The organism is Collinsella sp. CLA-ER-H6 (genome assembly GCF_040092305.1).
Lineage (GTDB): Bacteria > Actinomycetota > Coriobacteriia > Coriobacteriales > Coriobacteriaceae > Collinsella.
Genome location: NZ_JBBNLS010000010.1, coordinates 38098 through 62195, shown reverse-complemented (window position 1 = coordinate 62195; position 24098 = coordinate 38098). Strand labels below are relative to the sequence as shown.

Annotated in this window: 21 protein-coding genes; 7 read left to right on the top strand and 14 right to left on the bottom strand. The window is 58.3% G+C overall.

Features of this window, described 5'->3' with window-relative positions:
* Window positions 1-39 precede the first annotated feature (39 nt).
* The 3 genes from ettA to AAAX77_RS05895 form a co-directional block, all read right to left on the bottom strand.
* Window positions 40-1719: an energy-dependent translational throttle protein EttA gene (gene ettA, locus AAAX77_RS05905; RefSeq protein ID WP_055251458.1), complete on the bottom strand. Its 1680-nt coding sequence runs from the start codon at window positions 1717-1719 to the stop codon at window positions 40-42.
* 184 nt (window positions 1720-1903) lie between these two features.
* Window positions 1904-2608 (bottom strand): SdpI family protein, encoded by a 705-nt coding sequence (locus AAAX77_RS05900; protein ID WP_349105256.1) that lies wholly within the window; start codon window positions 2606-2608, stop codon window positions 1904-1906.
* Entirely contained in the window at window positions 2601-2879 is a 279-nt protein-coding gene (locus AAAX77_RS05895; protein WP_022094448.1) for an autorepressor SdpR family transcription factor, read from the bottom strand. Before AAAX77_RS05895 ends, AAAX77_RS05900 begins: the two co-directional genes overlap by 8 nt.
* 179 nt (window positions 2880-3058) lie before the next feature.
* Here AAAX77_RS05895 and AAAX77_RS05890 point away from each other — a divergent pair, with 179 nt between their 5' ends.
* Window positions 3059-3856, top strand: a complete 798-nt coding sequence (locus AAAX77_RS05890) for a tRNA threonylcarbamoyladenosine dehydratase (RefSeq protein ID WP_349090809.1) — start codon at window positions 3059-3061, stop codon at window positions 3854-3856.
* A gap of 14 nt (window positions 3857-3870) precedes the next feature.
* Complete coding sequence (locus AAAX77_RS05885; RefSeq protein ID WP_349105255.1) at window positions 3871-4653, top strand: TatD family hydrolase; 783 nt, start codon at window positions 3871-3873, stop codon at window positions 4651-4653.
* A 279-nt stretch (window positions 4654-4932) separates the two neighbouring features.
* Here AAAX77_RS05885 and AAAX77_RS05880 read toward each other — a convergent pair whose 3' ends face one another.
* The 8 genes from AAAX77_RS05880 to AAAX77_RS05845 form a co-directional block, all read right to left on the bottom strand.
* Complete coding sequence (locus tag AAAX77_RS05880) at window positions 4933-5796, bottom strand: PfkB family carbohydrate kinase (RefSeq protein WP_006234359.1); 864 nt, start codon at window positions 5794-5796, stop codon at window positions 4933-4935.
* A 14-nt stretch (window positions 5797-5810) separates the two neighbouring features.
* The gene (locus tag AAAX77_RS05875; RefSeq protein ID WP_117800382.1) at window positions 5811-6779 is read right to left on the bottom strand and encodes an SIS domain-containing protein; all 969 of its coding nucleotides are present in this window, start codon (window positions 6777-6779) and stop codon (window positions 5811-5813) included.
* 61 nt (window positions 6780-6840) lie between these two features.
* The gene (locus tag AAAX77_RS05870) at window positions 6841-7692 is read right to left on the bottom strand and encodes a sugar phosphate isomerase/epimerase family protein (RefSeq protein ID WP_117629752.1); all 852 of its coding nucleotides are present in this window, start codon (window positions 7690-7692) and stop codon (window positions 6841-6843) included.
* Between the two features lies 1 nt (window position 7693).
* On the bottom strand, window positions 7694-9277 hold the full coding sequence (locus tag AAAX77_RS05865; RefSeq protein ID WP_349105254.1) for an amidohydrolase family protein: 1584 nt from the start codon (window positions 9275-9277) through the stop codon (window positions 7694-7696).
* Window positions 9278-9286: 9 nt separating this feature from the next.
* The gene (locus AAAX77_RS05860; protein WP_195239145.1) at window positions 9287-10750 is read right to left on the bottom strand and encodes a putative basic amino acid antiporter YfcC; all 1464 of its coding nucleotides are present in this window, start codon (window positions 10748-10750) and stop codon (window positions 9287-9289) included.
* Between the two features lie 218 nt (window positions 10751-10968).
* Window positions 10969-11712: a GntR family transcriptional regulator gene (locus tag AAAX77_RS05855; RefSeq protein WP_349105253.1), complete on the bottom strand. Its 744-nt coding sequence runs from the start codon at window positions 11710-11712 to the stop codon at window positions 10969-10971.
* 150 nt (window positions 11713-11862) lie between these two features.
* Window positions 11863-12522, bottom strand: coding sequence for an HAD family phosphatase (locus tag AAAX77_RS05850; RefSeq protein ID WP_040358370.1), 660 nt, complete (start codon window positions 12520-12522; stop codon window positions 11863-11865).
* Window positions 12523-12585: 63 nt separating this feature from the next.
* Window positions 12586-13428: a Cof-type HAD-IIB family hydrolase gene (locus AAAX77_RS05845; RefSeq protein ID WP_349105251.1), complete on the bottom strand. Its 843-nt coding sequence runs from the start codon at window positions 13426-13428 to the stop codon at window positions 12586-12588.
* Window positions 13429-13917: 489 nt separating this feature from the next.
* Between AAAX77_RS05845 and AAAX77_RS05840 the strand changes: the two genes are divergently transcribed.
* The 3 genes from AAAX77_RS05840 to AAAX77_RS05830 all read left to right on the top strand — a co-directional run bounded on the left by AAAX77_RS05840 (window position 13918) and on the right by AAAX77_RS05830 (window position 16786).
* Entirely contained in the window at window positions 13918-14808 is an 891-nt protein-coding gene (locus AAAX77_RS05840; RefSeq protein ID WP_349105249.1) for a hypothetical protein, read from the top strand.
* Between the two features lie 63 nt (window positions 14809-14871).
* On the top strand, window positions 14872-15489 hold the full coding sequence (locus tag AAAX77_RS05835) for an ATP-dependent Clp protease proteolytic subunit (protein WP_022094432.1): 618 nt from the start codon (window positions 14872-14874) through the stop codon (window positions 15487-15489).
* Window positions 15482-16786 carry a VirD4-like conjugal transfer protein, CD1115 family gene (locus tag AAAX77_RS05830; RefSeq protein ID WP_349105248.1) on the top strand — a complete coding sequence of 435 codons (1305 nt, stop codon included), beginning with the start codon at window positions 15482-15484 and terminating at the stop codon, window positions 16784-16786. Before AAAX77_RS05835 ends, AAAX77_RS05830 begins: the two co-directional genes overlap by 8 nt.
* A gap of 141 nt (window positions 16787-16927) precedes the next feature.
* Here the strand turns inward: AAAX77_RS05830 and pgi are convergent, their stop codons facing one another.
* Both pgi and AAAX77_RS05820 read right to left on the bottom strand, forming a co-directional pair.
* Complete coding sequence (gene pgi, locus AAAX77_RS05825; protein WP_006234371.1) at window positions 16928-18622, bottom strand: glucose-6-phosphate isomerase; 1695 nt, start codon at window positions 18620-18622, stop codon at window positions 16928-16930.
* 199 nt (window positions 18623-18821) lie between these two features.
* On the bottom strand, window positions 18822-19346 hold the full coding sequence (locus AAAX77_RS05820) for an iron-containing alcohol dehydrogenase (RefSeq protein ID WP_349105284.1): 525 nt from the start codon (window positions 19344-19346) through the stop codon (window positions 18822-18824).
* A 223-nt stretch (window positions 19347-19569) separates the two neighbouring features.
* Between AAAX77_RS05820 and AAAX77_RS05815 the strand changes: the two genes are divergently transcribed.
* Window positions 19570-21087, top strand: a complete 1518-nt coding sequence (locus tag AAAX77_RS05815; RefSeq protein WP_349105246.1) for a DNA repair protein — start codon at window positions 19570-19572, stop codon at window positions 21085-21087.
* Window positions 21080-21505 (top strand): hypothetical protein, encoded by a 426-nt coding sequence (locus AAAX77_RS05810; RefSeq protein ID WP_349105244.1) that lies wholly within the window; start codon window positions 21080-21082, stop codon window positions 21503-21505. Before AAAX77_RS05815 ends, AAAX77_RS05810 begins: the two co-directional genes overlap by 8 nt.
* On the opposite strand, the gene AAAX77_RS05805 is transcribed toward AAAX77_RS05810, so the two are convergent.
* Window positions 21502-24054: a hypothetical protein gene (locus tag AAAX77_RS05805; protein WP_349105242.1), complete on the bottom strand. Its 2553-nt coding sequence runs from the start codon at window positions 24052-24054 to the stop codon at window positions 21502-21504. The two genes, AAAX77_RS05810 and AAAX77_RS05805, sit on opposite strands and share 4 nt — an antisense overlap.
* Between the last annotated feature and the right edge of the window lie 44 nt (window positions 24055-24098).

Genomic DNA, 24098 nt, shown 5'->3' with positions numbered 1-24098 from the left:
AGGTTATCGTCCCTTTCTCGTTAGGTCACCTGAGCTCGACTAATCGCGCGTCAACTTGCGGTGGATACGATGCGGCTGGGCTGCGTCCTCGCCAAGGCGCTCGATGCGGTTGGCCTGATAGGCCTCGAAGTTGCCCTCAAACCAATACCAGTTGCCCGGATTCTCGTCGGTGCCCTCCCACGCCAGAATGTGCGTGGCGACGCGGTCCAGGAACATACGGTCGTGGCTAATGACCACCGAGCAGCCCGGGAACTCGAGCAGCGCCGCTTCGAGCGAGGACAGCGTCTCGACGTCGAGGTCGTTCGTGGGCTCGTCGAGGAGCAGCAGGTTGCCGCCCTGCTTGAGCGTAAGCGCCAAGTTCAGACGGTTGCGCTCGCCACCGGAGAGTACACCGGCGCGCTTCTGCTGGTCCTGGCCTTTAAAGCCAAAGCTCGCCACATAAGCACGGCTCGGAACCTCGGTCTCACCGACCATCATGTGGTCCAGGCCATCCGAGACGACCTCCCACAGGTTCTTATCGGGGTCGATGCCGGAACGGTTCTGATCGACATAGGAGATCTTGACGGTCTCGCCCACCTCGAGCTCGCCCGAAGTCAGCGGCTCCAGGCCTACGATGGTCTTGAACAGCGTGGTCTTGCCCACACCGTTGGGGCCGATGACACCCACGATACCGTTGCGCGGCAGGGTGAACGATAGGTCGTCGATGAGCACACGGCCATCGAACTCCTTGTGCAGGTGATGGGCCTCGAGCACCTTGTTGCCCAGACGCGGGCCCACGGGGATGCGAATGTCGGTCCAGTCGAGCTTCTGGCTTGCGCGGGCCTCGGCCTCCATCTCCTCGTAACGAGCCAGACGGGCCTTGTTCTTGGCCTGGCGAGCCTTGGGCGAGCTGCGTACCCACTCGAGCTCGGCCTCCATGCGCTTGGCGAGCTTGGCGTCGCGGTTGCCCTGCGCCTCGATACGGGCGGCCTTGGTCTCCAGATACGTGGAGTAGTTGCCCTTGTAGGGATAAAGGTGGCCGCGGTCGACCTCGCAGATCCACTCGGCAACGTTATCCAGGAAGTAGCGATCGTGCGTGACGGCAAGCACCGCGCCCTGGTAGTTGTGCAGGAAGTGCTCGAGCCACAGGATCGATTCGGCGTCCAGGTGGTTCGTGGGCTCGTCGAGCAGCAGCAGGTCGGGAGCCTCGAGCAGCAGCTTGCACAGGGCCACGCGACGGCGCTCGCCGCCGGAAAGTACGTTGACCGGCATGTCGGAATCGGGCAGCTGCAGGGCGTCCATGGCCTGGCCGAGCTTGGAATCGATATCCCAGCCGTCGGCGGCGTCGATCTCGTCCTGGAGCTTTCCCATCTCGGCCATGAGGGCGTCCATGTCGCAATCCGGGTCGCACATCTCCTCGCCGATCTTGTTGAAGCGATCGACCTTGGCAATCATGTCGCCAAACGCCATGCGCACGTTCTCGATGACGGTCTTGTCATCGTCGAGCGGCGGCTCCTGCTGCAGGATGCCCACGGTGTAGCCGGGAGTGAGCCTGGCATCGCCGTTGGAGACCTCCTCGATGCCGGCCATAATCTTGAGCAGGGTCGACTTGCCCATACCGTTGGGGCCCACGACGCCGATCTTGGCACCGGGGTAGAAGCTCAGGGTCACGTCGTCAAGGATCACCTTGTCGCCATGGGCCTTGCGAGCCTGATACATCTGGTAGATAAACTCTGCCATTTGCCTGTTCTATCCTTTCTACCTGCTGTTTCCCTATTCTTGATTCGCTTTAGTGGAAACGAAATGAGGGAACCAGCTCTGAAACGTAACGAAAAAGGGGCATGGTTGCCCACACCCCCTAATACTACCTGGGAAAAGTCCCCCGGAACATACTATGAACTGCGTACGCTAGTTTTCCGCAACCTTAACGAGCGGCTCGCTGCGATTTGCGCCACAACAGATACGAGTAGACGTAAACGGCTCCAACCGAACCAAACGCCAGAGCCGCAATCACCGCGGCGACGACTTCACTCGAAAGCACGCTGCCTGCCACGCCCATCACAATCAGGCCAATACCCAGCACCATAAAGCCGGCGCCGCCAAAACGCTGCGTACGGCGCCAGTTCTCGGGATCGGCAAGCGCCCAGGGTGTCTTGATACCGAGCGTATAGTTCTGCTTCACACGCGGCAAGTAGTTGCCTACGCCGATGAACAGCAAACCGACAACACCGGAAATCAGCACGTTAACCGAACCGACCGCCGGCACTACGCCCCAGACCGTAAGCTCTCCCAGCCAGCTTATGGCGCACATGAACAAGGTAAAGGCGATTACGAAGCCCTGGTAGAACTTGCCCGAGGTTCGATATGCCTCACCTTTGGGGTCGATGCGCGGCACCATGCAGAACATTGCGAGAAGCGCCAGAGGCAGCACGCCGAGCGCGGAGGCCATCCAACTAGGACCCCAACCGTCGACGGCGCCGTTCGCGCCCCAGTGCGTGGGAATCTGTGCAGGCAGGCTCGGCATCACCATGAGGTGCGCTACAACATTAATAGCGCAGACCACAACAAGCATGGCCCACACGCGCGACGATACCCCCGTGGCGTGAATGCCCTTGTTTTCGTTATTCATCCTTATCACCTTCCGTGTTTGTAAAGCCCATAAACCAACCGATCAAGTCCTGCATGACGGTGGTGTTTAAGCTGTAAACGATGTTTTGGCCATGACGTTCGTCGGTCACCAACCCGGCGTTTTTGAGCGTCGCCAAGTGATGGCTCAGCGACGGCTTACTGATATCGAAATGCTCGGCAAGCTCCCCCGCCGTGCAATTGCCCTCGCGCAGCAACTCCAAAATGCGCCGTCGCGTTGGATCGGCAAGCGCCTTAAAACCCTCTCCCGGCATAAGACCTCCTCTCATCATCTCTCATGACGTGCACACTATACTCAATATTTAGATGTTTGTCTAACTATCTAATCGCAATGCTTCAACCCACATCAAAGCAAACGCCATCGCAACCTATGGGCGATTACCTATAATGGCGATAGCTAAAACACGACCTGCTTCCCCATCGGAGGATATTTATGACCGAAACCGCTGCCGCAGCCGCCATCGAGACACGCGACACCAAGCTCGAGATTATCATGGGCCGCGAGGCACTCGATAAGCTCGCCGATGCTACGGTGCTAGTGCTCGGCTGCGGAGGCGTGGGCTCCAACTGCTGCGAGGCACTCGCCCGCGGCGGCATCGGTCATTTCGTCATTCTGGATAAGGACATCATCGCGCCCAGCAATATCAATCGCCAGGCCATCGCCTTTCACAGCACCGTCGGCAAGCGCAAAGTCGACGTCATGGAGGCTATGATTCACGACATCAACCCTACCGCTACCGTCATCAAGCGCACCGAATACCTGCTGAGCGACAACATCGATGATTTCTTCGCGAGCGTTTTGGAGCAGACGGACGGCAAGCTCGACTACGTCGTCGACGCCATCGACACCATCTCGGCCAAGCTCACCATTGCCAAATATGCTCAGGACCACGACATTCGTTTGGTCAGCTCCATGGGCGGGGCCAACAAGCTCCATCCCGAGTGCCTCCGCTTTGCCGACATTTTCGATACGGTACGTGACCCCATGAGCCGCATCATGCGCAAAGAATGCAAGAAGCGCGGAATCAAGAGCCTGCATGTACTGTTTAGCTGCGAGGAATCGGTTAAGACACAGCCCCGCGACCCTTCCAACATCCACGAGCGCACCGAGCTGGGAACCGCCAGCTTTATGCCGCCCATCATGGGCCAGATGATTGCCGGCGAGGTTATCCGCCAGATCAGCGGCCGCGGCACTGAGCGCGTACGCTCCGATGGCCAACGTCTGGACTAGCGGAGCGCACCGAGATGGAGCCCCGGCTATTTGATGCACACTGCCATCTTGATTTAATGGCTCACCCGGACGCCGTTGCCGATGAGGCGACGGCGCTGGGCTTGGGTCTATTTGACTGCGGCGTCAATCCGCGCGACTTTTCGGCCGCAAACGAGCGCGCCTGTCGCCAACCAGGCATCATCGCCGGCGTTGGGCTTCACCCCTGGTGGCTCGCCGATGGCCACTGCGGTTTTGTCGAAGTCAATCTGCTTTGCGAAGTTGCTGCCCAAGAACGCTACATCGGCGAAGTCGGACTCGACTTTTCCGCGCGCTTTGCTGGAAGCGAGCCGCTACAAATACAGGCACTTAACCGGCTCTGCGATGCGCTCGTGCAGCATCCTCTTACCGGGCGCGTGATATCAATTCACGCCGTTCGTTCGGCAGGAGCCGTACTGGACGTCCTCGAATCGCATGGACTACTCATCCCAAACCCCGACTCCCCCGTTATCATCTTCCACTGGTTTAGCGGTACTTCGGACGAACTCGTCCGCGCGCGTAATGCGGGCTGTTATTTTTCCGTCAACGAACGCATGCTCGCATCTAAACGAGGACGCGAATACGTACGACAAATTCCACTCGATCGTTTACTGCTCGAGACCGATGCACCAGCGGAGGCAAACGCAGAAATAAGCGCACAGTCACTCATCAGATCGCTCGAAAGCGCCTCAGAACACGTCGCCTCGCTCAAAAAATGCGACGCAAAGCATATTGAGTCGGCGGTTTTAGCGAATGCACGCTCTGTTTTTAGCCTCCGCTAACCCCTGTGGTCAAAAAACGTCAAATATGAGTACTGCTAGCGAAATGGATACATTACTCTGAGCTTTCCGACCACCAGAATAATCTACGATTGTCCATTAACTTACACTTTTACAGTCACTCATCCTGCATTTTCGCAATCTTAAACCCCTCCAAACGCTCAAATCACGTCTGAAGGGGTCGATTTTGCTGCGACTAAATTAGTCACAGTACTCATATTTGGCTTTTTTTGACCACCGAGTCACGGGAAGGCACCAATACAGCTCCCCGGGACAGCTCGGCTATTCGACGATTGGTGCTCCGTGGCCCCAAGAACCTTCCATACCGCACACGGTCGAGGCAAACCCGGCAGCAAAGTCGAGCGCGCGTTCGATGGCCTCGGCGCCATCCTCACCACGCTTGGCGGAATCGAGATAGCACATCAAAAACGAGGTGAGGAACGAGTCGCCCGCCCCCATGGTGTCCTTCATGTCCGTTACCGGTTTAGCCAGCTGGCGGTAATAGCGCTCGCCGTCGTAAGCAATGCAGCCCTCGGCGCCCGCCGTAGCCGACACAAAACGCGGACCCAGGCCCTTCACCCATGCCAGACGTTCGCGAATCTCGTCCTCACTCGCGGCATCCGCCGCACTAAAGAAAGCGAAATCGACGTAGGGCGCAATCTGCTCGTAGTACTCGTCGGTGGAGTCGTCCGAAAAGTCAAAAGAGACCGTGACGCCCGCAGCCTTCAACTTGGGCAGCTCGCGCTCGGTGAAGCAATAGTTGCCCGAATGAACCACATCGAACTGCTTCATGTACGCAAGGTCAAAGCGATCGAGGACATAGCGCGCATCGCCACGGATACCGCCCTCGTTGGAGCCAAGGAAGACACGGTCACCGTCAACGACGGTCACGCGAGCCGCTCCGTTCTCGCCAATCATCTGCTCGCACTTGTCAAGCTCGATACCCTCATCCTCGAGGCTTGCAATGACATGCTCGGCAGCGGCATCATTGCCAAAAATGCCCATGTATGCGGAGCGTGCGGCACCGCATTTCTTGGCATAAACGGCGAAGTTCACCGCATTGCCGCCGGGATACATGGTGTGGATATGCTCGTAGCGATCGACGACGTTGTCGCCAAATCCGAGCGCATTAACGTTAAATGCCATGGCCTTTGTCCCTTCTAGTACTCGACAACACCCATATAGCGACGGAAATCGGGGTCGTGATCAAACACCTTGCCGCGTGCAGCACGCAGCTCGCAGTTCATGGCGTAGAACAGCACCGGGTCCAGATAGGCACGGACGCTCGCCGGCACGGCTTCCATACCGTACTCCTTGGCATCGAGCACCATCAGCGTATCGGTATGCGTCTTAAGGAACGCCAGGGCGCGCTCGTCCATAGCACGGCACTCGCTGGAGCCCATCTGCAGGAAGTAAAAAACGCCATCCTGAGTAGCCTCGAAGGGGCCATGGAAGTACTCGGCAGAGTGGATGTAGCTGCAGTGCTGCCACTGCATCTCCATAAGAGAGCAGATAGCGAAACCGTAGGTCTGGCTAAAGTTGGGACCGCTGCCCAGAATATAGAAGAACTCGTGCTCCTGGCAAAGCTTGGCAAAGCGATCGCCCAGCTCGGCATTTACCTTCTCGCGTGCCGGGGGAAGAATCTTATCCATCTCGGCGATACCGGCATACATATCGGCAAGATCGGCGTAACCCTCCTGCTGATCGAGCAGCTCTGCCGCAAGCGACAGCGAAATGCCAGCGGGGACCTCGGCCTGCGGCACGCCCTCGCCCCACGGGTAGACCCACGTGGTCCATTTACCGGTGTCGATCTTAGATCCAGCGTTGTCGGTCTGGGCGATCACCGTAGCGCCGGCAGCAAGGGCAATCTCGCAGCCCTCGACGACCTCAGGGGTGTTGCCACTGTGGCTACAAGCGATGACCAGGGACTTCTCGCCCAGACGACGCGGACGCATGATATCGAACTCGCGAGCCGTATAGATATACGAAGTGAAGGTGGTTGCCTCGCGCTGCAGAAGCTCATGGGCCGGGATCAAATCGATCATGGAGCCACCGCAAGCAATCCAGTAGACGCTGTCGAACTTGCCCTTCTCGGCAATTGCCTCTTTGATCAGATCGTGTGCGTTCATATCCAGTTCCTTTCTTGTTTGGCCGCAATCAATGACGTTGGCTGCGTGGCCGATAGTTGTTTTAGTCAATCAGATATTTCTCGAATGCGGCCATGTTCTTGGCATCTGCCGCCGCCGGATCATCGTAGTAACGACCGTCCGTGATTTCCTGGCCCAGCATGCCGTCGAAACCATGGGCGTTGAGCGTGGCGACGAAGGCGTCCATATCGTGCTTGCCATCGCCCCACACCAGATGGCCATACGGGTCACCGTCGATAAAGTGCATCTCGTGAATTGCCCCATCACCAAAGGCGGCAAACCAGTCCTCGAGCGTCTCGCCTGCAACGCCCATCGCGGTTGTATCAACCATGGGCTGTAAGTACGGGCTCGCGACCTCGTCAATCATGCGCTTCGCATCGGAAACCGTCGTCACAAGGTTGCTCTCCTCGGGACGCAGACTTTCCATCGTAAGCACCAGACCGTGCTCGCCGGCATACTCCGCCAGAATGGACAAGTGCTCGCGGCTGCGCTTCCAGGCTTCCTCGCGGTCCTCGTCCCAGTCGCCCCAGCCCGAGTTGACGGACATACGGTCGCACCCAAGTACCTCGGCAAGCTCAATGCCGTGCTTAAAGTACGCCAGGCTGCGCTGTTCATGCAGCGGTTTGCGTGCGCAGTACTGCCAAGGATAGACAACGTTCTCGGGGCACAGAGTACGATACCTAAGCCCACGGTCTGCAGCCTTTTTCGCCAGGACCTCAGCCTCAAAGTAGCCCGTGTGGTCGAGCGTCACATGCGGCTCTGCACACCACAGCTCAATGGACTCAAAGCCCAAACGCTGCTGCACATCAAGGAAGTAATCGAGCGACCACATGATGTAGTGGATATTCATGCCCGCAATCTGCTCGCGGCGCAGCGTCGGTTTGGATTCAGACATCTTATGCCTCCTTATTTCGATCGAACACGATTTGTCCGTCCGACATCGTCATATCAACCGCAAGATCGCGTGCGTCGCGATAATCGAGGTCGAACACATCCCGATCGAGCACGCAGATATCGGCAAGCTTGCCAACCTCAAGCGTACCCAGCTCGTCCTCGCGCATCAGATCGTACGCGCCCCCGGCAGTCCAAGCGCGCAAGAGCTCGACAAGCGTCAGCGTGTTGACCTCATTCACGGGCAGTCCGTCGGCGAAGAATCCGCCGCACGCGCTGTAGATTGACTCGCCCAGGCTCGGAATCAGCAGCGGCAAATCCGTGCCGCAGCACACTGTGCATCCGGAATCTTCCATGCCGCGGCGATTCCAGCTGTGCAAAAGTCGCGTCTCGCCAATTTGTCGACGCATCATCGACAGGCAATCCTCGCGCCGGTCCAGCGTCAGAATCTGCGGATAGACCTCGCAAATTCCACCTAACTTGCCAAACTCGACAAGGTCGGTCGGGTCAGAGTTCTCGAGATCGGTAATCGCATGGCGGCGAAGCATCCGTCCATGCTCGTCTCGAGGCAGCGAGGCATAGAGCGCCACGGTGCGACGAACGGCGCCATCGCCCTGGCAATGCAAGGAATATCGGAAGCCGTCAGCATCAATTGCACGCAGCTCGTTCTCAATCAGATCCCACTCTGGCTCCTCGACGACCGTCTTGCCGGCAGCGCCCGCATCGGCCGAGTCCTCATAGGGGTCTATCATCTCGGCAAGCCCCGCCCATACGCCGCGATCGGTCATACGGTTGAAGCCAGAAAAACGAACGAACGGTCCCCGGAAGCGCTCTCGCGCCTCGCGGGCATATGCCAGATTTGCACCGGCGCCCACCGGCTGCGACATCATAGAGACGCGAACCGTCAGCTCACCAGATTCCTCACGGCGAGCCATTTCGTCGGCAAAGCCGTAGTAGTCATCAAACGCCATCTCCTTGATGGCGGTAACGCCACGCTCGTTAAGCATGCTCATGTAGTCCGAATACCCGGCACGCACCTCGGGCAGCGCGAGGAAATCGCTCATCATGCGCCAGATCTTCTCGGCATAGCACGCCTGGGGTGTAAAGCCGTATCGCGCACTGGCGGCAGCATTGAGAACGCAGGTCTCCGCTCCCGGTGTAAAGCAGACGACAGGGATATCGCCAAAACAATCGTCAAACACAGCTGCCGTATTTGCGTTCTCGGCATCCGATGCCAACGTTTCGGGTAGGTTGTGGCCAAAAACCGCCGCGCAATCCGGATGATCTTCTTTCCACGCACGCAAGAGCGACACAGCCTCTTTGGCATCAGCGATGCCGGACAGATCAGAACCCAACGTCCGCAGCGCCCAACCTGTATAGAAGGTATGCACATCGATCAGGCCAGGCATGACAGTGCGGTCGCCCAGGTCAACTACCTCGTCCGCCTGGGTCAAATACGAAGCTACCTCACACTTGGTGCCAACAGCCTCAATTCGATTGCCACGGACCGCTACGAAACCTTCAAACGGCAGGTCCCCCGTACCGGTAAAGACGCTCTTAGACGTCAGGACCGTCAAACGATCAGACATCACAACCACCTACACCGGAAGCATGCCAGAGATTGCCGTTACAATCACGCCAAAGACGACCATGAAAATGAAGAACTTCCAAATGGTCTTCCACCATTGGCCAAACGAAATCCTAGCCACGGCAAGACCGGCGACCGTCATGCCCGCCACGGGGCTGATGGTGTTGATGGTCTGGTTGGCAAACTGGAGCGCGGTGACGGCTGCCTCGGGATTGAGGCCCATGAGCTCGGTCAGGGGGCCCATAACGGGCATGGTGAGCGCCGCCAGGCCAGAACTCGAGGGAACCAGCAAAGAGAGCAGGCCAAGGACGATATACATAAACGTGGTGTAGACGGCGGCGGGTGCACCGGCGAGCGCGGTAGCGAGCGCCTGGAGGATGGTGTCGATGATCATGCCGCCCTCGGCGATGACCAGAATACCGCGAGCGATACCGATAACGATGGCAGCGTACGCAAAGTCGGCGAGACCCTTAACGAACTCCTCTGCGATTGTCTGCTGGTCAAGACCGCCCAGGATACCGGCAAGCAAGCCCATGCCAAGGAACACGGCGGAAATCTCATTCATGTACCAGCCCTGGGTAACAAGACCCCAGACGATAATGCCCATACCGCAAGCAAAATCGATGAGCACGAGCTTCTGACGGATAGTGAACTCTTCCTCGATGGAGGCATCGGTCACGGAAAACTCAATACGCTTGAGCTTATCGTCTTCGTACACAATGGACGACTCGGGGTTTTTCTTGACGCGCATGGCGTAGCGCATGGCCCATGCGATACCGACGGCAGTGAAGATAACCCAAGAAACGGCGCGCAGCCACAGTTGCGGATTACCCTCGATGCCAATGATGCCTTGGGCGATCAAAACATTAAACGGGTCGATGGTCGAAGCACAATATCCCAGGTTAGGACCAAGGAAGCAGATGATGAATGCCGTCATCGAGTCATAACCGATACCCATCATGATGGGAATGAAGATGGCATAGAACGGCAGGGCTTCCTCAGACATACCAAACGTAGTGCCGCAAATGGACAGCAATGTCATCGTGATGGGAATGATGAGGATGTCCTTGTTCTTGAGCTTTTTAATCACACGGCTCATGCCGGCATTCAAAGCGTTGGTCTTGGTGATGATCGCGAACGATCCGCCAATCAATAAGACGAACGCAACGACGTCGGCAGCCTCCTGGATGCCCTTGGTGGGCGCTTGCAGAACCGCGAAGATATCCTGGCCCAGATTGATGGTCTCGCCGGTCTCGGAATCGGTGTAGTTCTTATCGACCTGTTCATAGGTTCCAGCAACGGCGACTTCACGCTCGCCCGCCGCTGTCGAAATCGTCTTGCGCTGATACTGACCAGAGGGAACGATCCAAGTCAGGACCGCAAAGACAACGATCAGCAAGAACATGATCGTATAGACATGCGGTAATTTGAACTTAAAACGTCTGTTTGTCTTCTTCGCCTTCGTATCTGACATAGATACCTCCAAAGAACTCGAGACTGCATCGCATCTCGCTTCAACGTTTGCACAATGCAAACGTTCTATGACGTTCCATAGATTACCAGCAGCTTTTTCCTTCATCAAGATAATTTCAAACTGATTGCCGCAACGCGGTTGAACGGTTGCGTTTGCGCCGTGAACGGTATGGAAACGCCCGGTGAGATGATCCACCGGGCGTTTCCATTCGCAATGTCCTAGATGTCAAAAACGTAGCGAGACCCAACGATCCGCTGACGACCGATGATAAACGGCCGCCGCTGCTCATCGAAAAAGAAGGCTTCCATATAAAACAAGGGCTCGCCAACGGGAACTGCCAACAGTCGAGCGACCTCGGGCGACGCGCACGCGATCTCGAGCGTGCACGGGTCGGTAAACGCGGGCGTGCGGCCCGTCCGGTTGCGCACGAACTCAAAAATGGATTGGTTAGATAGAGGTGCCGTTGATAGATAGGCGTTGTCCTCGTAAACATATATGTTGTTCTCGAGCATGACAGGGACGCCATCGGCAGTGCGCACGCGCTCAACGCAAATCAAGTCAGTTCCAACGGAAACACCAAAGAACTGTGCTTCGGTGGAATCCGCCGGCAGTATCTTTCTCGAAATGACACACGCCCCCGGTTCCACTCCGTTAACGCGACATGCGTCCGAAAAACTCTGGACGTCATCCTTCTGGCGAATCTTGCGCTTAAGCTTGGGGGCATTGACAAACGTGCCTTTCCCCTGCCGCTTCGTTAGATAGCCCTGCTGGACGAGCTCCTCAATAGCGCGTCGCACGGTAACGCGGCCAACTTTATAGCTCTCAGCCAATTCGAATTCGTTGGGTATCCGCGCGCCCGCCTTGTAGGCGCCGGAGTTGATTTCGTTTTTGATGATATCAATAACCTGTTGGTACAGCGGTATCGCTGCTTTACCGTCAGTTGGCCCTTCAGTCGGTGGCATATACCCTCTCCCAGCACAATTAATTCTAAAACGGGCTTAAGGGCATTCAACAAGCCCTTAAGCCCGCATTAGCTTAAAGTATGCTAGGTGTCGCACCAAAATGTTGGCTATTTACTCATCAGACCCGAAAAACGCGCAACTACCGCGCTCCTAAGAAAGCGTGAGCAGCTCCGGCAGCTGGTCGATAATCTTGTCCGCGGCATCCTGACTAAAGCCAAAGCGCTCCTCGCGCTTGGCAATGACTGTCAGGCCGGCTCGCTTGCCGGCAGTGATGCCAGGCACCGAATCCTCAACGCAGCAGCAGCGATTCGCGGGCAGCCCCAGCAGGTCCAGCGCATGCAGGTAGATGTCGGGCTCGGGCTTGCTCTCCTTAAACTGCTCGCCGCTCACCACATACTCAAAGGCATCCGACAGCCCGCACGCATTGAGCACTTCCTCGATGCTATCCATGGGAGACGAGCTGGCAAGCGCCACGCGAACGCCACGGCGCGGCAGCTCTCGAATCGTATCCACGGCGCCTGGGTTAATCAAAGCCTGATAGTCGCGCGGACGCTTATGCGCCCACTCGTCCCAACGGATCAACGCTTCCTCGCCAGTTAAATGCCCCTTCCCGGCGCGCTCAAACCAATCGACCAGCATACGCAGGAAGAACTGATGCGAGGTACCAACCTGCCCGTTCAACTCCTCTTGAGTCAGGTTAAGCCCAAGCTCCTTGGCAAACGCGGCAGTCTCGCCCAGGTAGTAATACTCGGTATCGACAATGACGCCGTCCATGTCAAAGATAACGGCGTCGAACGGAAATGCGGACACGGCACCCTCCCTAACAAAAGGGCGCCCGCAAGCGGACGCCCGAGCCATGCACTATCGGCGATTCTAACCCAGCAGCTTATCCAGCGCCACCGCAATACCATCTTCGTTGTTATTGGCGGTCACCATCTGGGCCACAGCCTTAACCTCATCGACGGCGTTGCCCATGGCAACACCGGTGCCGGCCCACTCAATCATGGACTTGTCGTTCTGGCCGTCACCAAACGATACGACCTCGTTGGCATCGATGCCGAGCTTGGGCAGGGCACCCTCGAGCGCGCGGGCCTTGTCGATACCGGGCGCCGTGTACTCAAAATACCAGTCGGCCGTAAACATGCCCGAAAGCGTCTGCTTAAAGGGCGCATACATCTCCTCGTAATGCGCCTGCAGGTAGGCCGGATCGCCCGCCGTCAGCAGCTTGTCCACGGGATAAGCGTCCACAACCTCATGCAAGCTCTCGACCTCGCGGATCTTAAGATCGCACGCATCGCGCTCATACTTGACGATATTCTTCTGCGAGCCGTCAGGCAGCGTGATCATGCAATGGTACGAATCCTCGACGTGCAGATCGCGACCGAGCGAAATCATAGGGATCACGTCAAAATTACGCAGGTGATCAATCAGGCGATGCAGCTCGTCAGCCGGCATGGCCTGGTCAAAAAGGACCTCATCGGTCTGAGCGTCGACCACATGCGCGCCATTAAAGGCGACTAGCAGACCGTCATGGTTTTGGAGGTCGAGCTCCTGCGCCAAGGCGTGCAGCCCCCATGCGGGACGGCCCGAAGCCAAAATGAGCTTAATGCCCGACTCCTGCGCCGCGAGCAGCTTCTCGCGCGTACGCGGGCTAATCACTTTCTGGTCGTTGGTGAGCGTACCGTCGATATCCATTGCGATGGCTTTGATTGCCATATGTGCCTCCTTGCATCGTTTTTATCGCGCACTATCTTATCCGAGCCGGGGCACGTTCGCACAGCGCGCGCATGACGGTTGCAAAACCACCCCATTTGAAACAAAGGCAAAAAAGTACTTGCAAAGACGCGTTCCGACATATAAGTTGATAAAAGACCGCCGTTGCGGTATTAAGTAGATCGAGCATATGAAGTTTGAGTTTCAGCGTGTAAGAGAAAGAAGATCGGCAAAGTACAACCCCAAACGCAATGACAACTTAATGAGGTAACTGCCACATGTGAGGCACCCAGGGCATTGCTGTCTCGATTTTGAGCACGATGCCTTCCGCCTTGCATGGGCCGTTCCATCCCGCCCCTGCAGCAACTGCCTCACGGGCTCATTGAAAACCGCATAGCACCCCAACGTCAGCACATCACCCACGGCAAGCACATCACTCACGACAACCAACACATCAACAAACAGCACGAACATCAACCGATTGGAGAAGCTATGACAAACCACCACGCTGAAGACGGCGATAAGAAAAGCATTCTGGATGCCCGCATTGAGCGAGCATATGCAAACGAATATGACGCCGCCTTTGCCGCCGCGACCATCAAGAACTACGCGTCGCTACCGCTCGCGACGATCTTGGCCGGCAAGCCTCAACTGCTGAAGCGCTGCACAAAGATCATGGGCGACCCCGACATTCGCAAGCTGACAGACCCCTATGCCCCAAAACGCGACAACGATTCGTACGTTCTTACCGTAGGCTGCCTAGCCCATATGCTTACGGCGCTCGACACGAAACTCAAGCTCGAATGGGAACCCGACGAGCGTCATGAGCTCGAAAGCAAGCGGAACACCCTGCGCACCGCACTGTTCCTTCCGTTGGACGGCCTCAAGCGCTGCAACGTCGAGCTCAATACACAGGCGCGGCAAAAGCCCGGAACCACGGGGCAGAAAACTCCAAGACCCCATGCGGCCATCGTCGACCGCAACCGATATAACCGCATGACCGCGCACTTTTCCGCCGAGGGAGCAGCCATAAGGACGCTGATCGATCTGCTGTGCCTCCTGAGCATCAACGAGCTATTTGAGGGCTATCTCGCCCTTGTTCCCGCGACGGCACCCAAGTTGGTAGCAAAGATCATCGAGACCTGCAGACGCCAGTTTGAGCGCCATCGCACTGGCAGCGAGATGAACGCCAGCATCGCGCAGTACTACGCGGCTCATTACAAAAATGACGGATGTGCCCCTGTCGAGCATCAGCTGCGGCTCGCCTACACCACGCCCGCCGCAACGCTCCATCGCTTTGGAGCCCTTGGCGCTTGCGAGCCGCACGAACAGGCAGCCTGCCCCACAACCGAGCTCGATCTCAGGCTCGGACGAACCCTGTAGCCCGCCAGCCCCTCCGCGGGCAACAATCCTATTCCACAACACAACCAACAGAAAGGAGTCCTCATGGACACCAATCATTCCCCCATCATCAGCCCCCTCACCATGCGTGAATCCGCCCGAGGTATCACGCTCACCAGCATTTACGATGAGATGCTCGCCCGTCGCGAGCTCTCCGTCATGGGAAACATCGAAACCCCGATGGCCCACGACCTATGCCAGCAGATCCGCCTGCTCGATGCCACCGACCCCAGCCGCCCCATCACCATATTTGTCGCCAGCGCCGGCGGAAGCGTGCGATCGGGTCTTGCGATCTATGACGCCATGCGCCTCGCATCGTGCCCCATCCGCACCGTCTGCCTGGAATTCGCCGCGTCCATGGGCGCTGTGATCTTTATGGGCGGCGACGATCGCCGTATGGCGCCCCATGCAGAGCTCATGATTCACGACCCGCTGATCCCCCAGGGGGCAGGCGGCTCGGCACTTGCGCTGCAGGAAACCAGCCGGCGTCTCATGCAGACCCGCAAGACCCTCACGCAAATCCTCTCGGACCGCAGCGGCCTCACGCCCAAGCGCATCCAGTCCCTCACTGCAAAAGACACCTACCTTTCGGCCGAGCGCGCCGTCGAGCTCGGCTTTGCCCACGAAATCCTCTCGACCACCAAGGAGGTCGCCCATGTCTAACCTCGCCAGCCGCCTCGCCGCATCTGAGTCCGCATCGTCCACCATCCTCGCCAAGGATCGAACGCTTTCCTGCGACACCCGCCAAACGGGACTCAACAACAATGCACTTGTGATCGGCCCCTCGGGAGCCGGCAAGACCCGAAACGTCCTCAAGCCCAACCTGCTGCAAATGAACGCAAGCTACATCGTGCTCGACACCAAAGGCACGCTCTGTCGCGAAGTGGGACCCGTGCTGGCAGCCCACGGTTACCGCGTGCAATGTCTCAACTTCGCCGACCTCAACACCGTCCCGGCCCTTGCGCCCGGCATCGAGCGCTGCGGCTACAACCCCCTGAGGCACATTCGCCGCAAGGCGGACGGCAGGCCCAACCAGCAGGACATCCTCTCGGTGGCAAAGGCCATCTGCCCCATCGAGGACAACAACCAGCCTTTTTGGGATCATGCGGCGGCAAACCTGCTGTCGTGTCTTATCGCCTACGTCACCGAACAGCTACCCGCCGACGAGCAGACGATCAGCTCGGTCATCAAGCTGATCGAGCACCTGCAGGACGGTGCCACGGGTCGATTGTTTGACGACCTGATCACGATCGACCCCCAAAGCTATGCCCTCTCGCTATGGCGGCGCTACGCCATTACGCAAAATGCCGAGCGCATGCACGCGAGCATCGTCGGCATCCTTGCCGAAAAGGTCATGTGTCTGGGATTCGACGGTGCAGCACAGCTCTATCGTGAGTGCCATCAGGTGGACTTCGCTTCCATGGGACACACCCCCTGCGCCCTATTTGTAACCGTGAGCGATATTGACCGCAATCTCGATCCGCTGACCGGCCTCTTTATTTCGCAGGCGTTTATGGGCCTCATTCGTGAGGCCGATAGGCAGCCCGACGGCAGCCTGCCCGTGCCCGTGCGCTTTATGCTCGATGACTTCGCAAATCTGCAGATCCCCCAGATCGACAACGTGCTCTCGATTATCCGAAGCCGCAACATCTGGGCAACGCTGCTGCTGCAGTCGACCAACCAGCTCGATGCGCTCTATGGCGAGGCGCGCGCACGCTCCATCATGGGCAACTGCGACACGCATCTGGTGCTGGCGTTCCAGGATCCCGAGAGTGCCCGGGTATTTTCCGACCGCGCCGACGCGCTGCTCAGCACGCTCATGGCGACGCCGATCGATCGCTCGTGGCTCTTTGTACGCGGTCGCACTCCCGAACAGGTCGAGCGCTTTAGGCTCGAAGACCATCCGCTCTATGGGGAGCTGCCCGAGGCGCAGCGAGGCCATGCGGAGGCCAAGATCTAGGCGCAGGGTTCTCGCAGCGCGCGGCGCCCCGGCGATGTTCCACAAAGGCCGTGCGCCCCGGGACCACGGCAAAGCAAAGGGGCCCGCATCCGATAGGATACGGGCCCCTGACTATAAGGCGCGATGCGTTAACAGCAGCGGCTACTTACGGTGAGCGCGATAGAACTCGATAAGCGCCTGGGTCGAAGCGTCCTGCTCGGCCTTGGCGGCGTCGTCGTGGAAGGCCGGGGTAATCTGCTTGGCAAGCTGCTTGCCCAGCTCAACGCCCCACTGGTCGTAGGAGTCGATGCCCCAGACCGTGCCCTCGACAAACGTGATGTGCTCGTACAGTGCGATGAGCTCGCCGAGTGCGAACGGGGTCAGCGTGTCGCCAAAGATCGAGGTCGTCGGACGGTTACCCTCAAAGCAGCGGGCCGGGACGATCTGCTCGGGCGTGCCCTCGGCACGAACCTCATCGGCCGTCTTACCAAAGGCGAGCGCCTTGGTCTGGGCCAGGAAGTTGCCCAGGAACAGCTCGTGGACATCCTGGCCGCTGTCGGTCGCAGGGTTGGCAGTGTTGGCGAAAGCGATAAAGTCGGCCGGGACCACCACAGTGCCCTGGTGCAGCAGCTGATAGAAGGCATGCTGGCCGTTGGTGCCGGGCTCGCCCCAGAAGATCTCACCGGTATCGGAGGTCACAGCGCTGCCGTCCCAGCGGACGTGCTTGCCGTTGGACTCCATGGTGAGCTGCTGCAGGTAGGCCGGGAAGCGGTGCAGATACTGGCAGTACGGAAGCACGGCGTGGCTCTTGGAACCGAAGAAGTTGACGTACCAGACATTGAGCAGGCCCATCAGCGCGACGGCGTTGTTCTCGAGCGGCGTGTTGCAGAAGTACTCGTCGATGGCGTGGAAGCCTTCGAGGAACTGCTGGAAGCGCTCGGGGCCGAGCACGACGATCAGCGACAGGCCCACGGCGGAGTCGACGGAGTAGCGGCCGCCGACCCAGTTCCAGAAGCCGAAGGCGTTGGCGGGGTCGATACCGAAGGCCTCGACCTTCTCGAGTGCGGTGGAAACGGCGACGAAGTGCTTTGCCACGGCCTCGGCGTTCTGCTCATCGGAGCCGTCGATGGCGCCCTGAGCCTTGAGCTGCTCGAGCATCCAGGTCTTGACCTCGCGGGCGTTGGTGAGGGTCTCGAGCGTGGTGAAGGTCTTGGAGACGATGATTACGAGCGTGGTCTCGGGATCCAGGCCCTTGAGCTTCTCGGCCTGGTCGTTGGGGTCGATGTTGGAGATGTAGCGGCAGTCGATACCGGCGTCGGCATAGGGACGCAGAGCCTCGTAGGCCATGACCGGGCCCAGGTCGGAGCCGCCGATGCCGATGGACACCAGATGCTCGATCTTCTTGCCGGTAACGCCCTTCCACTCACCGGAGCGCACGCGCTCGGCGAAGGCATACATGCGGTCGAGGACCTCGTGCACGTCGGCGACGACGTCCTGGCCGTCGACGATGAGCTGGCCCTTCTCGCTTGCCGGGCGGCGCAGCGCGGTGTGCAGGACAGCGCGGTCCTCGGTAGTGTTGATGTGCTCGCCAGAGAACATGGCGTCGCGGCGCTCCTCGAGCTTCACCTCGCGGGCAAGATCGCACAGCAGCTTGACGGTCTCATCGGTCACCAGGTTCTTCGACAGATCGAAGTGCAGGTCACCGGCGTCAAAGCTCAGCTTGTTCACGCGGTCGGCGTCAGCAGCGAACCAGGCCTTGAGGTCGATACCTTCGGCCTCGAGCTTCTCCTGATGAGCCTCGAGCGCCTTCCAAGCGGCAGTCGACGTAGCATCGATAGGTGCGGCAACAGTTGCCATAGAGTCCTCCTCAGCATACGGGCGCACGCCTCCATGCGCCCGGACATTCAGATGCCACTATTCTAGCGCAGGTCAAGACTACAATCAGCGAGCGTTGCCAATCGGCCCCCAAACGGCAACCGATCAAAAAGGGACAGGCTTATTTTGGCAGGTCAAACGCTTTACCAACCAAAAATAACCCGTCCTTTTATGGCAAATATTAGGCCGCGGCGCAGACGCTGCCGAGTAACTCACGCAGAGGAGACCCGATGCCCTCCAGCAGATCGGGCGCGATAATGGCAAAAACGGGAACCTCGCCGGTGCCCACGACAGCAGGCACCTTGCCCTCCGAGACAATGCATCCATAAGGCACAAAGCCGTCTTCGCCGGCATCGAGCGCCGCCATGCGACGCGCGAGCTCGCGCGCAAAGCCGGCAGTATCGGCATCGCCAATCGCCAGGACAAAGTCCACGCCTTCGTCGGTCGCCAGGGCCACGGCTTCGTCGATCAGTTCGTCTCCCCCGTCGCCCCCAACCGAGCCGCAGCGGAAAAGCACACGCTCGAGTAGGGCTCGATCAAGCGAGCCAAGTGCCGCCGAGACAAGCTCATCGCGCGTATGCTTGTCACCGCCCAACACGACCAGCGCCTTGGTGCCACCGTAGTGAGCGACCAATCGTCCGCACCAGCGAGCCACGTCTCCATCCGCAACAAGGCGCGTCGGCATACCAAACCCATAATTGACCATCTTTCCCACAACCCTTCCGTGCGCGTAGGCGGTATCAATCGTTAGGCTCATGCTACGAAGCGAGGTTTTCCGAGCTGTTTCGCACTCTTTAGAGCTGCGTTAAAACCAGATCCAACCGCACGACCATACCTACCAAAACAAACCAGTCCCTTTTTGACAGGTTTTGACGACGTCCGGACGAGCGGGTATTATCGAACAGATATTCGATAAGAACATGTGTTTGATGGGAGGACGCGTGGGGCACGAGCGTCACACCTATATCTGCATCGACCTCAAGACGTTTTACGCTAGCGTCGAGTGCGTCGACCGCGGACTCAACCCGCTCACCACCAACCTGGTCGTTGCCGACGAATCGCGCGGGCGCACGACCATCTGCCTCGCCATCACACAGGCCATGAAGGACTTAGGGATTCACAATCGCTGCCGTCTGTTTGAGATTCCCGACGGCATCGACTACATCAAAGCCGTACCGCGCATGCAGCACTACATGGAAGTGTCGGCGCAAATCTACGGCATCTATCTGGAATACGTGAGCCCGCAAGACATTCACGTCTATTCAATCGACGAATGCTTTATCGACGTGACGCCCTATCTAGACCTCTACCATACCAATGCCAAAGGCTTTGCCTGCATGTTGCGCGATGAGGTCCTCGCGCGCACCGGCATCACGGCAACGGTCGGCATCGGCCCCAACCTATTCCAGGCCAAGGTAGCGCTCGATATCACCGCCAAGCACGTACCCAGCCGCATCGGCATACTCGACGACGAGACCTTTCGCAAAGAGATCTGGCCCCATCGTCCCATCACCGATATCTGGGGCATCGGCCCCGGCGTGGCAGCACGACTCGAAAAGTATGGCGTCTACGACCTGATGGGCGTCGCCGCGCTCGACGAGAACCTGCTCTACGACGAGCTCGGCGTCAATGCCGAATATCTCATCGACCACGCCTTTGGGCGCGAGCCGACAACCATCGCCGATATCCAAGCCTATCGCCCGCAAGCAACTTCGACCACCACAGGACAGGTGCTCTCGAAGGGTTATGCCTACGAGCAGGCCTACACCGTCTTGCGCGAGATGGTCGACAACGCCGTGTTGGACTTGGTCGATAAGCACGTGGTCTGCGACAGTATCTCGCTCTTTGTGGGCTACGCGAGCGAGCGCGCTGACATACGCAGGCTTGATGCCAGCGGTACTGCACAATATGTGGACGGATGCGGACACCTGCGCTCGAGTACGTCGAGCATCGAACCCACCGCAACCGCCGGCCCCGAGCTCGCGCCCCGTGCTCCCAAGCCCGTCCAGCGCGATGACGAACGGCACCGCCTGGTGCGCGAAGCACAGGCAATCGACGGCATCTTTGTGGGAGAGCACGGCGGCAAACCGCGTGGTGGCTATGCTGCGCTGTTCGCACATTCCAATGCATCCCGCAAGCTGCCCGAGCGCACCAATTCGTTTAAGAAGATCATGGGCTATTTCGATGAGCTCTGGGCGCAGACTGTCGATCCCAAACGACCGGTCAAGCGCATCAACCTGGGATTTGGCAACCTCATGCCCGAGGAATTTGCCACCATCGATCTGTTTAGCGATGTTAAGGCCGATGAGCGTGAGCGCGACCTGGCGCGCGCCGTCCTGGCCGTAAAAGGCAAGTACGGCAAGAACGCGCTCGTCAAGGGGCTGAGCTTTACCGCCGGCGCCACCGCACGCGAACGCAACGATCAGGTAGGAGGACATCGTGCCTAAATCCCAACAACAGCCGATGCGGCCACCGACACCCTTTGAACGCCTAGCGGACCCCGAGGGAAGACGTCGCTCCGCCGACTCAAAGCTCACCGCCAACGGCGCCGTCCGTGCCGGCCGTGCCGCGCAGTTTATGCCCTTTGCCGCCCTCACGGGATACTACGAACTCGTGCGTAAACAAGAGATCACCGCCGAGCCAAAATGCGAACTCACGGAAGAAAAGGCCCTCGAGCTTTCGGAAAAGCTCGAGGGCCTCAAACGCGGCGACCTGGTGCGCGTCACCTATTACGATATGTACGGCTATCGTAGCCGCACGGGCATTCTCGACGAAGTATTACCCGCATTCAAGCTGCTCAAACTCAGGGATATCGCCATCAACTTCGACGATATCCAAGGCATCGAGCTGCGTGGTCGAGCCTAGCGACGAGAACGCTTGCGCAAAACGAGAGCAATGCCAAGCACTGCGGCAGCTGCAACCAGCAATCCCAAGACCAGCGCGAGGGTCGAGTCGCCAGCGCGAGGCAGCAAGCCGTCCTTCGGAGTCTTCTTAGCGGTCGTCGTGACGGTGGTCGTGGTGCTGCTCGACTGGTCGTTGCCGCCCGTCTGGCTGCCACCAGGCTGATCGCCGCCACCCGGCTGCGAAGGATCGGTGGGTTCCGTCGGATCCGGAGTACCGGGATCAACCGGATTCTCCGAATTCTCCTTGCGCTGGATCCAGACCTGGCAACCATAGAACGGGTTGGCGGTACCAAGGCACAGACCCTGGTTGGTCACCGCAAAGGTGCGCAGACCATGGTTATACGGATCGTTAAAGCCATTAGTCGTCAGCGTCGTAAAGTTCACGCCGTCCTCGGTCACATACATATCAAAGCCGCGCTCGGCATCGCGCAGGTAACACATGCACGTAAGAACACTCTGCAACTTCTTGAGGTTCTCCTCGCTCAGCAGCTTATCGAGCGCATCCTGAATATCGCTCGGCAGCTCGGTGCCATAGGCATCCTCGTACTGCTGCTTAAGGCTCTCATAGCTATCGAGCATGTCCTGATACTGGTCGGCAAAGGACTTGAAGTACGCGATCTCGCCATCGATCTTCTGGACATAAGCGGCGTCGTCCTCAAAGTCCTGGGACATCGTCGCGGCCTGATCGCAAAGACCGCCCGCGGCATCCTCCAGCGCATCGCTCAGATCGCCAAAGCCCTTAGCAACCTCGGTCTTCTCGTCATCGACATCGACGGCCTTGTTTGAATCATCAACCTCGGCAGCTTCGTTCGAATCATCGACCTCGACGGCCTCGTTTGAATCATCGTCCGCAAGCGTGTTCACGGGAACGATGGGGTCGTCAGGCGATTTCTTGTCGAGCAGGTGATCGAGCAGGTCCCTAAGGCGCTGAACCTGAGAGTCCCACTCCTCGGGCGTCATATCGATAATGTCGCCATTGGAGAACTGGCCGATCGGCTCAAGCAGGCTCGCGGTATCAAAGGTACCGATATACAGCTTGCCGTCGAACTTCTGCATGCGCCAAATGTACTGGTTCTCGTTTCGGCCAAAGCCCGAAGTCAGGCCGGAAATACCGCCCTCGGGGAACATGTCGGTGCGATCGCCAACGACGAGCTCCATGTTCTCGTCCTTGTCCATGCGATAGATGTTAACCGACTGCTCAAGATTGGCATTCACAAACGAGCAGTCAACGCCGCCCATGCCGCTCTTACCGCCCTCTTCGGTGTTGGATTTGTTGAACAGGATGCGCTCGAGGGCAATCTCCTCGTCGTTGTATTCACCGATATAGAGGTAGTCGTTGTAGACGATGAGGTTGGCAGCGCCAGAACGGGTACGGGCAGGATCGATGCCAAAGCAGTACTTTGCACCGTCCGTCTTCTGATCGCCGACAATGGGAGTCCACGAATAGCTGCCGTCGGCATTCTTGTCGCCACGGACCATGGCAAACGACTGCATGGAATTATCATCGGGAGCGTTCTCGGGCGTACCGGTGCAGATGGTCGCATAGAGATGGCCATTGTACGAGACCATATCCCAAATGGCGCCGCCGTAGATGCTGTCCTTATAGCGAATCGCCGGATAGCCAAACAGCGTCTCCGAGTTGGCAATCTCGGTGAAGCTGTCCTGGCCCTTCGAGGGGTCAGACGACGTCAGGATTGTCGACACAAAATTACCGTTCGCGTCTTTACCCACATTACTGATGACGAGCTGGCCATCATGGACGCACATGCCGCGGATACCGGTAGAAATGCCCTGCTTGTAGGCAGCACCGTAATCCTGCATGCTCGAAAGGCCTTGATAGACAACTTTGTACTCATCCGTCTTAGGATCGATCTCGTATACAGCAGGCAGGCCGCCTTTGCCGCCATTGGTCCTGACGCTGCCGCAGAAATAGAGCTTACCCTTATAGCTCACGGCATTGCGGAACAAAGGAGCGACGCCGTTGAGCGATTCAGAGAGTAGCAGCTTGGTCTCACCGGTCTTGGTATTGATCTTGACCAAGATGCCGCCGCTGTCCTTGTCGGCCGTGCCGTCCTCCTTCTGCTGTCCATAGAAGAAGGTACCGTTAAACATGGCCTCCAGCGTCAGGCGCATGGTTTCGACATCAAAGGAATCGCCCAGCGTGCTGTTCATGAGCGTCAGCGTGTTGCCCATCGCCGCATAGCAGGTGCCCACATAAAGCCAGTCACCATAGCTCGCGGCCGCCCAAGTGTAGCTCTGGCCGCGATCGCCTTCGTTGTTGGCCGTGTTACCGTCGGCGCCCGGAACGGCAACGGCACCGTTACCCTGGTAGTCGACGATGCCATCCGGCTGCGACGTTCCTACCGAAGGATGCGAGAGCTTCTCAAAGGAATACCCCATTCCCGCATTGTAGGTAACGGCACCCGATGCGTCTTCGGCGTGCGCCGGCAGCGGCGATACCAAGATAGCGGCAAGCGCTGCCACCAAGCCAAGTGTTCCCACTCGTCTCATAAGGTTATAGCCCCCCCTGTCCTAAAGCCCAGTTTTAGCATTCT

What these genes read in the sequence shown, in the direction of transcription:
- AAAX77_RS05860 (WP_195239145.1), bottom strand. Translation starts at nt 10,750, where the DNA reads ATGTCAGATACGAAGGCGAAGAAGACAAACAGACGTTTTAAGTTCAAA.
- AAAX77_RS05895 (WP_022094448.1), bottom strand. Translation starts at nt 2,879, where the DNA reads ATGCCGGGAGAGGGTTTTAAGGCGCTTGCCGATCCAACGCGACGGCGC.
- AAAX77_RS05870 (WP_117629752.1), bottom strand. Translation starts at nt 7,692, where the DNA reads ATGTCTGAATCCAAACCGACGCTGCGCCGCGAGCAGATTGCGGGCATG.
- AAAX77_RS05890 (WP_349090809.1), top strand. Translation starts at nt 3,059, where the DNA reads ATGACCGAAACCGCTGCCGCAGCCGCCATCGAGACACGCGACACCAAG.
- AAAX77_RS05815 (WP_349105246.1), top strand. Translation starts at nt 19,570, where the DNA reads ATGGGAGGACGCGTGGGGCACGAGCGTCACACCTATATCTGCATCGAC.
- AAAX77_RS05845 (WP_349105251.1), bottom strand. Translation starts at nt 13,428, where the DNA reads ATGGCAATCAAAGCCATCGCAATGGATATCGACGGTACGCTCACCAAC.
- AAAX77_RS05820 (WP_349105284.1), bottom strand. Translation starts at nt 19,346, where the DNA reads ATGGTCAATTATGGGTTTGGTATGCCGACGCGCCTTGTTGCGGATGGA.
- AAAX77_RS05865 (WP_349105254.1), bottom strand. Translation starts at nt 9,277, where the DNA reads ATGTCTGATCGTTTGACGGTCCTGACGTCTAAGAGCGTCTTTACCGGT.
- AAAX77_RS05805 (WP_349105242.1), bottom strand. Translation starts at nt 24,054, where the DNA reads ATGAGACGAGTGGGAACACTTGGCTTGGTGGCAGCGCTTGCCGCTATC.
- ettA (WP_055251458.1), bottom strand. Translation starts at nt 1,719, where the DNA reads ATGGCAGAGTTTATCTACCAGATGTATCAGGCTCGCAAGGCCCATGGC.
- AAAX77_RS05855 (WP_349105253.1), bottom strand. Translation starts at nt 11,712, where the DNA reads ATGCCACCGACTGAAGGGCCAACTGACGGTAAAGCAGCGATACCGCTG.
- AAAX77_RS05875 (WP_117800382.1), bottom strand. Translation starts at nt 6,779, where the DNA reads ATGAACGCACACGATCTGATCAAAGAGGCAATTGCCGAGAAGGGCAAG.
- AAAX77_RS05880 (WP_006234359.1), bottom strand. Translation starts at nt 5,796, where the DNA reads ATGGCATTTAACGTTAATGCGCTCGGATTTGGCGACAACGTCGTCGAT.
- AAAX77_RS05885 (WP_349105255.1), top strand. Translation starts at nt 3,871, where the DNA reads ATGGAGCCCCGGCTATTTGATGCACACTGCCATCTTGATTTAATGGCT.
- AAAX77_RS05900 (WP_349105256.1), bottom strand. Translation starts at nt 2,608, where the DNA reads ATGAATAACGAAAACAAGGGCATTCACGCCACGGGGGTATCGTCGCGC.
- AAAX77_RS05835 (WP_022094432.1), top strand. Translation starts at nt 14,872, where the DNA reads ATGGACACCAATCATTCCCCCATCATCAGCCCCCTCACCATGCGTGAA.
- AAAX77_RS05830 (WP_349105248.1), top strand. Translation starts at nt 15,482, where the DNA reads ATGTCTAACCTCGCCAGCCGCCTCGCCGCATCTGAGTCCGCATCGTCC.
- pgi (WP_006234371.1), bottom strand. Translation starts at nt 18,622, where the DNA reads ATGGCAACTGTTGCCGCACCTATCGATGCTACGTCGACTGCCGCTTGG.
- AAAX77_RS05840 (WP_349105249.1), top strand. Translation starts at nt 13,918, where the DNA reads ATGACAAACCACCACGCTGAAGACGGCGATAAGAAAAGCATTCTGGAT.